The sequence below is a fragment of the Actinoplanes derwentensis genome, assembly GCF_900104725.1.
In the GTDB taxonomy this organism is placed as follows: domain Bacteria; phylum Actinomycetota; class Actinomycetes; order Mycobacteriales; family Micromonosporaceae; genus Actinoplanes; species Actinoplanes derwentensis.
Genome location: NZ_LT629758.1, coordinates 5042632 through 5059383 on the forward strand (window position 1 = coordinate 5042632; position 16752 = coordinate 5059383).

A 16752-nucleotide genomic window follows, 5' to 3' on the forward strand; every position below is an offset into this window, starting at 1 on the left:
ATGCCCGACTTCCACATCCCCAACGACCCGCAGTGGCAATGGGCGTACGACCTGATCCTCGTCACCACAGGCGGCGAGTTCCCGAAAGCCGACCCCACCGCCCTGCGGGCCATGGGCGACGAGTTGTACCAGCTCAGCAGCACCATCCTCAACGGGATGGGCGCCACCGGCAACCTCGGTTACGGGCTGGCCGGCAGCCTGCAGGGCCCGGCGATGGACGCGTTCCAGCAGTTCCAGGTGGGCATCACCAAGAACATCCCGGCCGGCGGCAACATCTCGCTGGCACTGGGCGGATCGGCGTACAACTTCGCACTCGACTCGGAGAACACGCAGTACAACATCATCATCGCGGCCTTCACCCAGGTCGTGGAGATCGCCATCGCGATGGCGTCGGGCTTCGGCGCGGCAGCCGTGCCGGCGCTGATCAAAATTGGTCAGGAAATCGTCGGGGCCCTGATCAATTTCTTCCGCCAGCGACTGCAGAACATCCTGATGCGGCTCTCCTGGGAAGCCTTCCAGGAAGGCCTGGAGGAGTTGTGGCAGAGCGCCGCGGCCGGCCTCACCCAGATCGCCGAGGGCAAGACCAACACGCTCAAATGGGACGACCTGGCCATGGCGTTCTTCGGCGGCGCCTTCATCGGCGGCGGCGTGAGCGCCTTCCACATGATCGGCGGGAAGATGTTCCCGAAGATCAACGACAACCTGTTCACCAGAGAGGCGCTCTCGGCGGGTGCCGAGACCCTCATGGAGGGCCTGTTCACCATGATGGTGGGCGGAGGCGGATTCAACCCGTGGGCCACGGTGACCTCGTCACTGATCGGCGGCTACGCCCAACACGGTGCCCAGGTGGTCGGTAACAGTTACGGCCCGAACGCGGCCGCCAACAAGCCCCCACCGACGATCGACACGAACAACAACCTCAACGTCCCCACCACCGACACCCCGAACCCGGCCGGCGTGGAGGGCCCCCAGGTCCCCACCAGCGGCCCCCAGACCGAACCCACCGCAGGCACAGGTCAGCCCACCCCGGTCGGGGGTCAACCCACCGCGGGCACAGGTCAGCCCACCCCGGTTGGGGGTCAACCCACTCCGGGCACAGGTCAACCCGGCGCGGGCGTAGGTGGTGGGCAGCCCGGCGGCGGAACGCAGACCGGAACGAGCGGCAGCGGTCAGAGCAGCGGCCCGCAGACCGAAAATGGTCAGGCCGATACCGGTAGCCAGGTCGGCGGTGGCGCAGGTTCGGGCACGAGTCTCGGCACAGGTGTCGGCACGGGAACAGGTGTCGGTGCCGGCACAGGAGTCGGAAGCCAGACCAGCACGGGCGGCCAGGTCAACACCGGCGTCGGCACCGAAACCGGCAGCCCCGGCAATGTCGGCACTCCGACCGGCACTGGCAGCCCGATCACCAACGAAAACCAGACGAACACCGGCAACCAGGTCAACACCGGCAACCAGGTCAACACCGGCGGTCAGGTCAACACCGGCGGTCAGGTCAACACCGGCGGTCAGGTCAGTGTCGGCGACCAGACTGGCACTGGCACTGGCAGTCAGGCAGGCACGGAAACGCCGGGCAGCGTCAATGCTCCAACCGGAACCGGAACCGGCACCCAGACCGGAACCGGCACCGAAACCGGCAGCCAGGTGAACACGGGCAACCAGACCGGAGCCCCGAACACCGGAGACACCCCCGCCGTCGTCGGCGGCCCGACCGGCGCCAGCAACCCGCAGACCGGCGGCCTCCCCGGTTTCGAGACCACGTCTCCCGCAGCGACGCCCACGGTACAGCCCACCAGCCCGGTAACCGGCGACGTTTCCACAGGCACGCCGTCCACAGGCACGCCGGTTGGCGGAACCCCCTCGGCAAACGCGCCGACGACCGGTAGCCCGACGACGAACACACCGGTGACGGCGCAGCCCGCGCCGCCCAGTGCCGATGTCACCGGTTCGACGCCGACATCGGTGCCGACTCCGGTCACACAGACCCCGACGGTGCAGACACCCATCGCGGCGGTGCAGACGCCGACCACGCAGACACCCACTGTGCAGCCCTCGGGCGTCCAGGCTTCCCCCGCGCAAGCTCCGAACACCCCGGCGCCATCCACACAGACGCCCGGTGCCGAGGCGTCTCCGGGCCCGGCCACCGACCGTTCGGTGCCGCCTCCCGCGCAGGCTCCGGCCAGTGGTTTCACGGTGGACATCCCTTCGACTTCCGCAGTCGCCCCTTCCACCGCCCAGACTCCCCTGACCCAGACGCCCACGGTTCAGTCTCCGGCACCGCAAAGCGCGGTAGCCCCGAGCCCGGCAACGCCAACTCCGGCACCGCAGAGTCCGACAACGCAGACCCCGGCACCGCAGAGTCCGACAACGCAGACCCCGGCACCGCAGAGTCCGACAACGCAGACCCCGGCACCGCAGAGTTCCTCGGCCCAGAGCACGGCAACTCAGACTCCGAACACCGCACCGGGCACTCAGGACAAGCCGCCGACTCAGGACAAGCCGTCCACTCAAGCACCGCCTCTGCCGACCGGTGTCACCACTTCCGTGGATGTCCCGACCACCGCGCCGGCCCTTCAGCCAGCGGACCAGTTCTCTGCCCCGGAACAGCTGACCAGCCAGTTCCAGGCCCCGGAGACCGACACCGACACCGACACCGACACCGACACCGACACCGAGTCGATCTTCAGCAACGACAGCGACGTCGACAGCGATACCGAGTCGATCTTCAGCCGGGCGGACACCGACGCCGACAGCGACACGGAGTCCCTGTTCGACGACACCGAGACGGACGCCGAGACCAAGGCCGTGCCACCGCCGGCCGTTCTCCCCCCGATCGGCGTGCAAACCCCGTCGCAGGCCCCGCGACGCCCCGCGCCCTCAACGTCCGGCCCGAGGCCGTCGACCAGGGCGATGCCGCAGGTTCTGGGCAACCGCGGCAACCGGTCGTTCCAGAACGCCGTCTCCACATACCAGTTCAAGCAGGTAGGCGACCCGGTCACGCTGGGCAGGCTGGGACCGCGCAACGACCACACCGCGGACAAGCCGGCTTACCTGGCGACGGTTCCGGTCGTCCCGGGTGATGATCTGGGCGCCATCATCACCACGTACGCCCAAGGGTTTGGCCCGAACACCTCGAACGGCCGCTTCGGCCTGGTCATCGGCGTCAACATGTTCGCCCGGCCCGGCACCGAGACGACTGTCGAGGCGCAGATCCAGCAGACGATCGACCGGGCCCGGGACTCGAATCCGCCGTTCCCGGTGACGGTCATCGGTTTCACCTGGAACAACTCCCGGATCGGTCCGGACGCCACACCCGGTCAGGACACCATCCCGTACGCGGCGATCCGCGAGACGATCGTCCGGCACCCGGACGCCGAGCGGTTGTTGAACGATCTGCGGGACCAGGCCGACGGTAATCCGACGTTCCTGCACACCGGTGACGCCGATGTCGCGTCGATGAACAACCTTTTCGACAGCGCCGATACGGCCATCGCCGGGCGTCCCGACGTACAGATCATCAGTGGCGGTTACACCCTCGACAGTGCTCCTTCGCCGCAGGCTCACCAGGCCAATCTCCGGGATCAGCGGGTCCGGGAGGCGATGGCCGGGGTGGATCCGCGTTCGGTGTACATGCCCGAGCCCAACACCTTCGTCCGGGTGGATCACGCCAGCCTGGAGCGGGACATCACGTTCGGGGTCAGGGACTCGCCGGACGGCGATCTGAAGTACATCGCCAAGGAGGGGCGCGGGCTCGCCCAGTCGGTGGCTCAGCAGCGTCTGTTCCAGGGCATGGACCCGCGGACGTTCGGCTCGTTCGATCCGGACATCGCGATCGAGACGCAGGGCGACCGGCTGCTGCAGAACTACGACCCGGCCGATCCGGACGCCATCCCGCAGAGTCACGCGCACGCCGACACGTGGAAGAAGCAGGTCCAGAACTACATTCAGACCTTCTTCCCGGGTGTCGACGCGAACAAGGCGAACGAGCTGACCCAGCTCGCGTTCAAGAGTGTCGAGCCGATCAGCCCGACGACGCAGAAGAACCTGCTCAGCGAACTCAGGGACATCCCGAAGGACACGCGGACCACTCTGGTGCAGGTGGCCGGGGCGACGCACAGCGCGCTTTCCGCCAACCCGCACACCAGTTCGCAGTCCCCCTCGCCGAGTCCGATCACCGCGCCGGTGGAGATCCCGGCGACCGGGAAGCCGGGGCCGAAGAGTCCCGAGTGGCAGGCGGCCTACGACGGCGCGGAGCCGAAGCGGTTGCGGACCGAGCGGTTCAACCCGTCCAAGGACACCATCGTCGACGGCACCCACCTACTCCGCGGCGAAATCACCACCATCGACTTCACCACCCGCGACTTCACCGCCGACGGCAAGAACCACCGCTCCTTCGACGTCGCCCTCGACCTCACCTCACGCGACAACCAACTGACCCCGGAACAGCTCCAGCAGGTCGCCGACAACGTCCAGAACACCATCGACCAAGCGATCAACGGCAAACACACCCTGCCCGGCGGCCGACAACTCCACATGCAACTGTCGGTGCAGAGCACCCCGTGGTCCGACGACCTCATGACCACCTGGCAGGACAAACCAGGCAGCCGACCGCCGGTCGAGATCACCACCGACGACACCACCCACCAACACCGCTGGAACCCCGACGACAACCCCGCCGTCCTCGTCCACGAAGTCATGCACTACCTCGGCGCCAAAGAGGGCTACCACGCCGACCACCACCTCTTCAACACCCAGAACCGCCCCGGCGTCATGGGCCACGACGCCCACACCCTGACCTCCGACGGAACCACGCCCTACCTCAACGACCACGACCTGCAACTCATCCAGGACGTGTCGGACACCGCCGGACCGATCCCGCAGGTGGCACCCGCACCGGCCCCGGAACCGGGCAGCCGCAACGACGTGCACACTGATTCGCAGGCGCCCAAGCAGAGGGCACCGATGCTGGGCGGTCAGGGCAGCCGCGCGTTCCAGAACGCGCAGACGACGTTCCAGTTCACCGAGGTCGGCTCTCCGGTGACCGTCGGGCGGCTCGGCCCGCGCAACGAGGCGACCGCCGACAAACCGGCCTACCTGGCCACGGTGCCGGTGACTCCGGACGACGACCTCAGAGCCCTGATCACCACGTACGGCCAAGGCTTCCGTCCTGGCACTTCCGACGGCCGATTCGGCCTGGTCATCGGAGTCAACGGCTTCGGCCGGAGCTTCTCCGACGCCGCCATCCAGAACGCGGTGAACCAGGTCCGCAACGCCAACCCGCCGTTCCCGGTGACCGTTTTCGGCTTCTCCTGGAACAACTCCCGGATCGGCCCGAACGACTCCCCGGGCCAGGACACCATCCCGTACGCGGCGATCCGCGAGACCCTGGTCCGGCACCCACAGACCGAGCAGATGCTGCAAGATCTGCAGAGTCAGGCCGACGGCAACCCGACGTTCCTGCATACCGGTGACTCCGACGTCGCCTCGATGACCGATCTGTTCAACAACGCCGACACCGCCATCACCAGCCGCGATGAGGTCCAGATCATCAGCGGCGGCTACACCCTGGACAACGCCCCGCCGGCCGCCGACCGCGCCAACCAGCGCGACCGCGCCGTCCGCGAGGCGATGGCCGGCGTCGACCCGCGTTCGGTGTACATGCCCGAACCCAACACGTTCGTCCGGGTGGACAACCCCAGCCTGGAGAAGGACGTCACCTTCGGGGTGCGGAACGACCCGCGGGGCGAGCTGAAGTACACCTCGAAGGAGGGCCGCGGGCTGGCCCAGTCGGTCGCCCAGCAGCGGCTGTTCCTGGGCATGGATCCGGTGGCGTTCGGGGCCTTCGACCCGAGTGTGTCGCTGGAGACCCGGGCTGACCGGCTGTTGCAGAACTACTCGGCGACCCACCCGGACAGCGTTCCGCAGAGCCACGCCGACGCCGAGACCTGGAAGAAGCAGGTCCAGAACTACATCCAGACGTTCTACCCGGACATGGACGCGAATCAGGTCGACGGCCTGACCCGGCTGGCGTTCAAGAGTGTCGAGCCGGTCAGCCCGACCACGCAGAAACGCATCCTCGACGAGCTGACGAGCAATCAGGGTTCCGGCACCAAGACCCTGATCAAGGTGGCCGGTGTGACGCACCGCGCCCTGGCCGCCAACCCGCACACCCCGTCGCAGGCGCCGACCGCCCCGGTCACCACCGTGGACAGCCCGGCGGCGGACACCGTCACCTCGTTCGCACCGGTCCGGGTCGAGGGTGGCCGTAACGCCGCGTTCGACGCACTGACCCAAAACTCCCGCGACGTCACCCCGGACAACTACCGGCAGACGACACTCGACCTCAAGAACGACGGCGTTCCCCTGAGTTTCGTCGTGAACTCGATGATGCCCGCCAGCGACATCGACCAGATCCCGGCCGTCATCAAGTCGATCACCGACGGCCTGGACAAGAACACCACAGCCGCCTTCGTCTTCGGCGTCAACACCACCGACGACACCCCCAGCCCCGACTTCCAGCAGAAGATCGCCGAAGCCAACCAGCTCATCCACAACCTCGACGTCCCCGTCGCGGTCAACGGATACGCCGTCAGCACCAAAAACGGCAAATTCCCCTACGGCCGTACGCGCAACCAGGTCATGCACGACCCCGACACCACCGCCGTCATCCAAGGCCTCGCCGCCAACGGCACCTACCCCTACATCTCCATCCAGGACTTCGACAAAGGCGCCCGGACACTGGAGAACGGCACCCACGTCTTCGACCACCTGGAAACGAAGACCCGCGGAGACTCCGACTCCCCCGCCCGCCCGATGATGATCTCCGGCGGCTACCGCGTCGGCGACCCCGACGACCTGATCGAACGCACCCGGGAACGACTGGAGAAAAAGGCCACCGAACCCGACCTCGATCAGCAGAAACTCCGCGCGATCGAAAAAGGCCTCGACAAACTGTCCACCCCGGCCGGCCGAGACCAGTTCGTCCAGGACTTCACCACCGCCGTCAACGAAGACATGCGCTCCCGCGACCGGCAAGCCACCACCCACCCCATGCTGCCCTACTCGCCCGAACCCAACCTCTTCATCGACGGCCTACTCACCCTCGGCCGACCGAACATCCGCTTCGGCGACGCCGGCGCCGAATTCCTGCTGCTCAGCGAAACCCTGCACCAGACGTACGGCCAAGAGCTGTTGACCGTCCATGGCACCGAAACACCGGCCGCGATCCAGATCGACTCGCAGAACAACCGGCACCCGGACCGGGACCAGGCCTTCCTCACCGACTTCGTCGGCGCCGCCACCCCCACCGACCTGTCCCGCCTCGCCGCCGACTTCGCCGCCAGCAACTTCCTACCCCAATCCCACGCCGTCCCGACCACCGTCAACCGCCAACTGTTCAACACCGAAGGCACCGGATTCAAGGAGTACAAAGCCGAACTCCGGAACCCGGACCTGGCCGACGGCAAGCCCTTCGCCGCACCGGTCGACCGAACTCCCGGCGGGGACACCGGGACCTGGCAGCAGTCGCTCTCCGAACGGCAGCTCAAACAGCTCGGTGCGCAGCCGCACAACCAGCTCGTCACGGCGATCTCGCTGCCCGCGCCGGACGCCGGCCCGGTGCCGCAGCCGCCCGCGGACAAGGAGGTCTTCACCGGGGTCGACCCGCGGGTGGACTCGGCCGCGCAGGCCCGGACCATCGGGGTCCCGGACAGCCAGCGCCTGGTCGCCGCGCACCTGGTCGCCACCTCCAACGACTCCGGCACCATCCAGCAGGAGTTCGCCGTCGCCACCATGATGGCCGGCCGCGGCGGACTCGGTGTGCAGCCGGATTCGCTCTACCACGCCATCGCGTCGGCGCTGCCCGGCACCAGCCCGGCGGGCCACCGCACGGACACCCTCACGGCGGGCCGGGACCGGGTCAACCTCGACACCGCGACCGAGATGCGGCGCACCAGCCCGTACGACAACGGGCACCTGGTCAAGGCGGCGCTCACCCCGGACGTCCCGCCGAACCAGCGGCGCACCGACCCGGTGGACGGTACCGAGATCGCCCGGATCGCGGCCGCGCACGACGTCATCGAGCTGGCGGCGGCCACCGGCACCAAGGTCGCGCTGACCGTGCACGACGGCAGCGGGAACCCGCCGAAGACGTATCCGGTGCAGGGCGCGCGCCCCCTGGGCCGGCTGGAGCTGCAGCGCACGATCGACTCCCAGGGCCGGGTCACCTACGCGCCGTACACCCCACCGGTCGCGCCGGCGACGGACAGCGACAGCGACTCCGAGGATGACGGCCTCGGCTTCGGCATGTTCGGGTCGTTCGCACCGACGGCGGACACCGGCACCGGCGGGCACCCGGCGCCGGCCCCGGAAAAGGTCGGCGCCGGCCTGGTCATCGCCGCGCCCGGCGACACCGCGACCCGGTCGATCGCCGACTCCTACCCGGACCGTTCGGACCGCTACCACGTGTTCGCCCACGGGGATCAGCAGTCGCTGCGGGTGGGCGACACCCGGGTCACACCGGCCGAACTGGCCGCACAGATCCGGGCCGACCGCCCGCGGTGGGACAACCGGCCGATCGTCCTGATCGTCTGCGACACCGGCATCGACCAGCAGGACGGTTTCGCCGCCCAGTTGGCACGGGAACTGCCCGGCATCAAGATCATCGCGCCGAACGGCGTCGTCTGGTCCGGTCCGACCGGCCACGCGGTAGTCACCTCGTCCGACCTGCGAGAACCGGACGGGCAACCACTCACCAGCGCGGACCAGGATCACCACTTCGTCCAGTTCGAGGCGTCGACGGCCGACCCGTCCCAGGTCACGGTCACCGATCTCCCGCACGTCCTGGATTCGAACGCGCTCCTCGGCGAGGTCGACGCCGACCAGATGGCCAGGGCGATCAACCAGATCGCGAACTGGGCCCAGTCGGACGCCGACCGGATCGCGGCGGACACCCGGACCGCCATCGACACGATCGCCCCGGCTCTGGCTGACATCGCCGGCGCCGAGGCCACTCGCCAGTCCGCGGACGACATCCGTCAGGACGCGGACACCCGGCACACTCAGCTCACCGGCGACCGCCGGGAACTCGGCCAACGGGCCGGCGACGCGCCGAAGCTGGCCCGGGCCGCGGTCGACGCAGCGGGCCGCGCCGGGCCCACCCCGGATGCGCAGCAGCTACGCGACCTCGCCGCACAGGCCCAGGACCAGGTACGCGACCAACAGAGCCGGGTGCACCAGTCACTCTCCGACGCGGCGGCGGAAGCGGCACGGGTGCACGCCTTCCGGGCCGACGCCACCCGGACCGGCACCGCAGCGACCCGGGCCGCCGACGACCTCGGCTACCTGCGATCAGCTCATGACCAGCTCACCGAACTGAACTCCCGGAGCCGTCGGCAGGCGGACCTGGCCGTCCAGGCGGCCGCCGACGCCGACGCCGCGCTCGGACTGCCGCCCGGCCCGCAACGGAACCTGGCGCTGGCCGACACGCTGCTGCGGGCTTACCCGGCGGAGAACAGCACTGCGCAGCAGCTCGCCGAGTCCCGCGAACTTCTCGCCGACCTGGATCTGCTCGGCCTCGATCTGCCGAGCGCGGTACGGGACATCCGTGCCGATGCCCGGGACGCGAGTGACCAGGTCGACGACCTGACGTTCCGGCAGCCCGAGGCACACGACGCGTACGACGCCGCCGTCGCCCATCTGGACACCGCTCACCGGTCGCTGACCGCGTCGGAGATCCGGCTCGCCGACGTCTACGACCTGGCCGATGAGCTGGGCGTGTCGCCGGAGCCGTTGCCGGGCCGCGAGTCCGGCTCCGACCTGGATCCGCCGGCCGACCTGCTCGCCGAGACGACACTCGACGACTCCGACTCCGATTCGGATCAGGGCTCGCCGGCCGATCTGCTCGTGGAGACCGGCGGCCGGGGCCGGCTGGTCTCGTTCGGCATGCCGGCGGAGACCGCGCCGACTCCGCCCGCCCCGCTGCGGCCGAAGGACCCGCAGGAGGCGAACGAGCAGTTCGAACGGCGTCTCGGCGCCCACCTGTCCCAGTCGCCGCAGGTCCGGGACACCGCGGTCAAGGTCGCCGCCCGGCTGAACGAGGTGCTGAACAGCGCGAAGGCGAAACCGTCACGCGACGGAACTCCCGGCAAGGCGTTCCTCCAGCGCAAGGCCGACAGCGCGGGCCAGGCCGGCACCGGCTTGAAGGACCCCGAGATCGCGGCGCTGCTGCGGGACGGCAACCTGCGCGAGGTCATGACGGCGATCTACAACGCCGCCTACTACAACAAGAAGCCGGGAGCGGGCGAGACGACGTTCAAGCTTCTGGCACTGGACATCATCCGGAACAAGGACTGGGCCCGGTCGGATCGGCTCGGTCTGAACACCGCCGAGCTGAAGGCGTACTCGGAGTTCCTGGACAACCCGCTGCGTCTGGCCGTCAAGCAGGAGCTGCCCGCGGAGCGGGAGTTCGACGGCGACGACGACCCGTTCCGGGCGTTCAACCTCATCGCCCGGACCGGGGACCGGCAGAAGGCCGATCTGGGGGTGCGTGAACAGAACGAGAGCGGACGGTCCGCGCGCGGTTCCCGCGACCAGGTCCGAGGCCCGTACGCCGTCACACCCCGGCAGCTCCGCCTGGCCGGCACCGACCTGGGTGCGTTCGAGGCCGCCTTCCTGCGGAGCAAAGCCGCGGGCCCGTTCACCGTCGACACGACGAGCACCGAGGACGTGCCGCTCGACCGGGTCGAGTACGGCCCGGACGGCAAACCGGATCTGAGTTCGGTGCTGAGCACCAAGAACACCGCGTCGGTGACCGTCGAGTTCGGGCCCGAGGTCGACGGGAAGCCGACCGTGAGCAGGGTGACCCGGGAGATCTTCGGCACCACGAAACACCCGGAGCCGTGGACGTCCTGGCTCGGCGCGGACGAGCAGGGTCCCGAGCTGCCGCTGCCGTGGGTGAGCGGCCGCTCGTTCTATCGTCTCGACCCGGACAGCGCATGGTTCCAGGAGATCAATCAGCAGCGGGAGATCCCGGTGACCTCGGGAACCTCGCTGACCGCCGCGCGCCTGCTCACCGTGTTCCGGATGCTGGGCGTTCCCGGGGTCACCGATCGGGAATTCCTCGCCGCCGCCAGCGCCTGGATGCTGGCCGCCGACAACCATTCGCTCTACGAGGTGCTGCGGGGCGCCGAGATCGCCGGGGTCCAGCTCACCGCCACTCCGGCGGCCGACATCAGGTCGGCCGACCAGTTGTACGACGAGGTTCGCCGGGCTGGACTCGGTGTGCCGGCCGACGACCGTCCCGACTCCCCCGATCCGGCGCCGCCCACGCCCGCACCCGCTGAACAGACGGTGGTCCGTACCCTCGTCTCCCCGTCGTCGGAGAGCGCGGCCGCCGCGACCACCGTGACCGCGCCGACCGGCCATTTCGCGGTCGTCTCGCACGACACGCTGGACGACGGGCAGCCGATCACCGCACAGCGGCTGGCCGACCAGATCCGCAACGATCCGCAGTACACCGGTCAGCCGATCACCCTGATCATCTGCGACTCCGGGGTCCCGGGCGGTCTCGCCCAGCAGCTCGCCGACCTGATGCCGGGCACCGACATCCACGCGCCGGACGGGCCGGTCTGGACGACCCGGGGCGGCGAGGCCTTCGTCACCGCGGTGTCCGTCTACGGACCGGACGGCCGGCCGAGGCCACCGCAGCTCCCGCCGACCGGAACCTGGCGCACCTACCGGTCACCGGCGCAGACCGGGATCGGCGGGAAGCAGAGCGGCCCCTACCTGTCGGGCGCGGACGCCGGCCGGTCACTGACGCCGGACCTGCACTTCGCGCACAAGTGGGCGACCTTCCAGCCGGTCCGGGTCGAGGGTGGCCGTAACGCCGCGTTCGACGCACTGACCCAAAACTCCCGCGACGTCACCCCGGACAACTACCGGCAGACGACACTCGACCTCAAGAACGACGGCGTTCCCCTGAGTTTCGTCGTGAACTCGATGATGCCCGCCAGCGACATCGACCAGATCCCGGCCGTCATCAAGTCGATCACCGACGGCCTGGACAAGAACACCACAGCCGCCTTCGTCTTCGGCGTCAACACCACCGACGACACCCCCAGCCCCGACTTCCAGCAGAAGATCGCCGAAGCCAACCAGCTCATCCACAACCTCGACGTCCCCGTCGCGGTCAACGGATACGCCGTCAGCACCAAAAACGGCAAATTCCCCTACGGCCGTACGCGCAACCAGGTCATGCACGACCCCGACACCACCGCCGTCATCCAAGGCCTCGCCGCCAACGGCACCTACCCCTACATCTCCATCCAGGACTTCGACAAAGGCGCCCGGACACTGGAAAACGGCACCCACGTCTTCGACCACCTGGAAACAAAGACCCGTGGGGATGCTGATTCCCCCGCCCGCCCGATGATGATCTCCGGCGGCTACCGCGTCGGCGACCCCGACGACCTGATCGAACGCACCCGGGAACGACTGGAGAAAAAGGCCACCGAACCCGACCTCGATCAGCAGAAACTCCGCGCGATCGAAAAAGGCCTCGACAAACTGTCCACCCCGGCAGGCCGAGACCAGTTCGTCCAGGACTTCACCACCGCCGTCAACGAAGACATGCGCTCCCGCGACCGGCAAGCCACCACCCACCCCATGCTGCCCTACTCACCCGAACCCAACCTCTTCATCGACGGCCTACTCACCCTCGGCCGACCGAACATCCGCTTCGGCGACGCCGGCGCCGAATTCCTGCTGCTCAGCGAAACCCTGCACCAGACGTACGGCCAGGAACTGGCGGCCGCCCACGGCGTTCCGACGCTTGCCGATCTGGACGACGACGTGCTCACCACCGACGTTCAGATCGACTCGCAGAACAACCGGCACCCGGACCGGGACCAGGCCTTCCTCACCGACTTCATCGGCGCCGCCACCCCCACCGACCTGTCCCGCCTCGCCGCCGACTTCGCCGCCAGCAACTTCCTACCCCAATCCCACGCCGTCCCGACCACCGTCAACCGCCAACTGTTCAACACCGAAGGCACCGGATTCAAGGAGTACAAAGCCGAACTCCGGAACCCGAAGAAGGCGCCCGCCGCACCGTTCACCACGCCCGCAAGCGACTCCCGGGCGTGGCAGCAGTCGCTCTCGGAACGGCAGCTCAAGCAGCTCGGCGCGCAGCCGCACAACCAGCTGCTCCGGACCATCTCGCTGCCCGTGACCGACCCCGGCGACAGCGGTCCGCGGAAGAAGGGTTTCTCCGTCGATCCGAACCTGGATCCGGCGAAGCCTTCGCGAACGGTCGGGGTCCCGGACAGCCAGCGCCTGGTCGCCGCGCACCTGGTCGCCACCTCCAACGACTCCGGCACCATCCAGCAGGAGTTCGAGGCGGCGGCGGTGATGGACCGGCGCGGCAACCTCGGTCTGCAGCAGAACTCGCTGTACCAGGCCATCGCCGCGTTCCGGCCGGGTACCGACCCGGCGATGCATCGTGCCGACACGATCACCGCCGGCCGTGACAAGATCCAGCTCGAGACCGCGGTCGAGATGCGGCAGGATAATCCGTACGAAAACGGGCACTTCGTCAAGGCAGTCCTCGCGCCGATGGTCCCGGCGGGTCAACAGCGAACCGGCCCGCTCGACGCCGCCGAGATCGCCCGGATCGCCGCCGCGCACGACGTGGTGGAACTGGCCGCCGCCACCGGCACCAAGATCGAACTAACCGTCCACGACGGCAGCGACGACCCGCCGAAGCAGTACCCGGTGCGGGGCGCCAAGCCGCTGGGCCGGCTGGCTGTCGAACGGACGATCGACTCGCACGGACGGGTCACCTACAAGTCGCTCACGCCGCCGGAAGCGAGTCCGCACACGCCGTCGCAGGCGCCCTCGGCGCAGTCGATGCGTGACATGCTGGGCAACCGGGGCGGTCGTCCGTTCCAGAACGCTGTCCGTACATATTCTCTGCAACAGGTCGGCACCCCGGTCACCGTCGGGCAGCTCGGCCCGCGCAACGAGGCGACCGCCGACAAACCGGCCTACCTGGCCACGGTGCCGGTGACTCCGGACGACGACCTCAGAGCCCTGATCACCACGTACGGCCAAGGCTTCCGTCCTGGCACTTCCGACGGCCGATTCGGCCTGGTCATCGGAGTCAACGGCTTCGGCCGGAGCTTCTCCGACACGGCCATCCAGAACGCGGTGAACCAGGTCCGTGGGCTCAATCCACCGTTCCCGGTGACCGTGATCGGCTTTTCCTGGAACAACTCCCGGATCGGGCCGAACGACTCACCTGGCCAGGACACCATCCCGTACGCGGCGATCCGGGAGACCCTGGTCCGGCACCCGCAGACCGAGCGCATGCTGCAGGACCTGGCCACCGACGGGCAGCCGACCTTCCTGCACACCGGCGACTCCGACGTCGCCTCGATGACAGGGCTGTTCAACAACGCCGACACCGCCATCACCGGCCGCGACAACGTCCAGATCATCAGCGGCGGCTACACCCTCGACGTGGCCCCGCCCGCCGCCGACCGCGCCAACCAGCGCGACCGCGCCGTTCGTGAGGCGATGGCCGGCGTCGACCCGCGTTCGGTGTACATGCCCGAACCCAACACCTTCCTCCGGGTCGAACGGGCCCGCCTGGAGAACGACATCACCTTCGGAGTGAAGGACAACCCGCAGGGCGAGCTGAAGTACACCTCGAAGGAGGGCCGCGGGCTGGCCCAGTCCGCCGCCCAGCAGCGCCTGTTCCAGGGCATGGACCCGGTCGCGTTCGGCGCCTTCGACCCGAGTGTGTCGCTGGAGACCCGCGCCGACCGGCTCCTGCAGAACTACACCGCGACCCGTCCCGATGCCGTTCCGCAGAGCCACGCCGACGCCGAGACCTGGAAGAAGCAGGTCCAGAACTACATCCAGACGTTCTATCCCGGTATCGACGCGAACCAGGCCGACGGCCTGACCCGGCTGGCGTTCAAGAGTGTCGAGCCGGTCAGCCCGAAGAGCCAGAAGCTCATCCTCAAGGATCTCGCCGCCGACAAGGAACTGGGTTCGGCGACCCTCTACGACCTGGCCCGGGCCACCAACACCGCGCTCACCGACAATCCGCGGCTCCCCTCCTCGGCGCCGCCGGTCACCGGTGTCACCAGAGATGTCGAGGGCCCGGCGTCCGCCGTGGGCCCGCGGCGCAGTGCCGAGTTCGAGGCGGCGTTCGCGGCAGCCGAGCCGAAGCGGTTGCGGACCGAGCGGTTCAACCCGTCCAAGGACACCATCGTCGACGGCACCCACCTACTCCGCGGCGAAATCACCACCATCGACTTCACCACCCGCGACTTCACCGCCGACGGCAAGAACCACCGCTCCTTCGACGTCGCCCTCGACCTCACCTCACGCGACAACCAACTGACCCCGGAACAGCTCCAGCAGGTCGCCGAGACAGTCCAGAACACCCTCGACCAAGCGATCAACGGCAAACACACCCTGCCCGGCGGCCGACAACTCCACATCCAACTGTCAGTACAGACCACCCCGTGGTCCGACGACCTCATGACCACCTGGCAGGACAAACCAGGCAGCCGACCGCCGGTCGAGATCACCACCGACGACACCACCCACCAACACCGCTGGAACCCCGACGACAACCCCGCCGTCCTCGTCCACGAAGTCATGCACTACCTCGGCGCCAAAGAGGGCTACCACGCCGACCACCACCTCTTCAACACCCAGAACCGCCCCGGCGTCATGGGCCACGACGCCCATCACCTGCCTTCCACCGGCACCACGCCGTACCTGAACGACCACGACCTGCAACTCATCCAGGACGTATCGGACACCGCCGGACCGATCCCGCAGGCTGCACCCGCACCGGGTCCGGTGGACGCCTCGGTGCTCGACGCTCAGGGCCGCCCGGTGCAGGTGCCGTCCCGGGCCGCGCGTGAGGCCAGCCAGCGCCTCGACGCGCCGGCGCCGCAGCCGGTGCGGGTCGGCGCCGGCATCCTGCTGGCCGGGCCGGAGGACACCGGCACCGCACGGATCGCCGCGAAGTTCCCGGCCGACCCGGACCGGTTCCACGTCTTCGCGCATGCCGACAGCACCAGCCTGCACGTCGGCGCCGACCGGGTCGGGCCGGAGCAACTGGCCCGGATGATCCGGGCGAACCCGGACTGGCACGGCCAGCCGATCGTCCTGATCGCCTCTGACACCGCCCTGGACAGCCGGGACGGCTTCGCGGCCCGGCTGGCGAGGGAACTGCCCGGCACCCGGATCGTCGCGCCGCGGGGCACCGCCTTCGCCGGTGCCAGTGGCCACGTGGTCGTCTCGCAGCCGGACACCTACGACGAGTCCGGTCTGCCGGTGGTCGGCGCGGTCTCCCGGGACACCCGGTGGCTGTCGATGGTCGCCGGTCCGGACACCGGGGTGACGGTCACCGAACTCGGCCAGGTGCTGAGCCCGGCCACCCCGCTCGGCGCCCCGGACCCGGACGGCCTCGCCCGCGTGATCGACGAGCACGCCGCCATGACCGTCGCCGACCTGAACGAGTTCTCCCCGGACGCGCGGCGGATCGTCGACAGCCTCGACCGGGTGCTCCCGTTGGCCGAGAACGCCCAGCAGTGGCAGGAGACCGCGGACGATCTCGTCACGACGGCCGCGGAGATGCGCGCGGACGTGCAAACCGGCATCACCGAGACCGGTGGCGATCCACGGGCGCGCACGGATCGGACGGTCACCCGGCTGCTCGCCGAGGCGCGCGCC

1 protein-coding gene (only partly in view) is annotated in these 16752 nt (G+C 69.0%); it reads left to right on the forward strand.

What is annotated here, in order from left to right; all coding sequences use genetic code 11:
- Window positions 1–16752: the 5' portion of a hypothetical protein gene (locus BLU81_RS22410; protein ID WP_157751736.1), read on the forward strand. 14601 nt of this gene lie beyond the right edge of the window; only the first 16752 of its 31353 coding nucleotides appear in the window; its start codon is at window positions 1–3; the stop codon falls past the right edge of the window.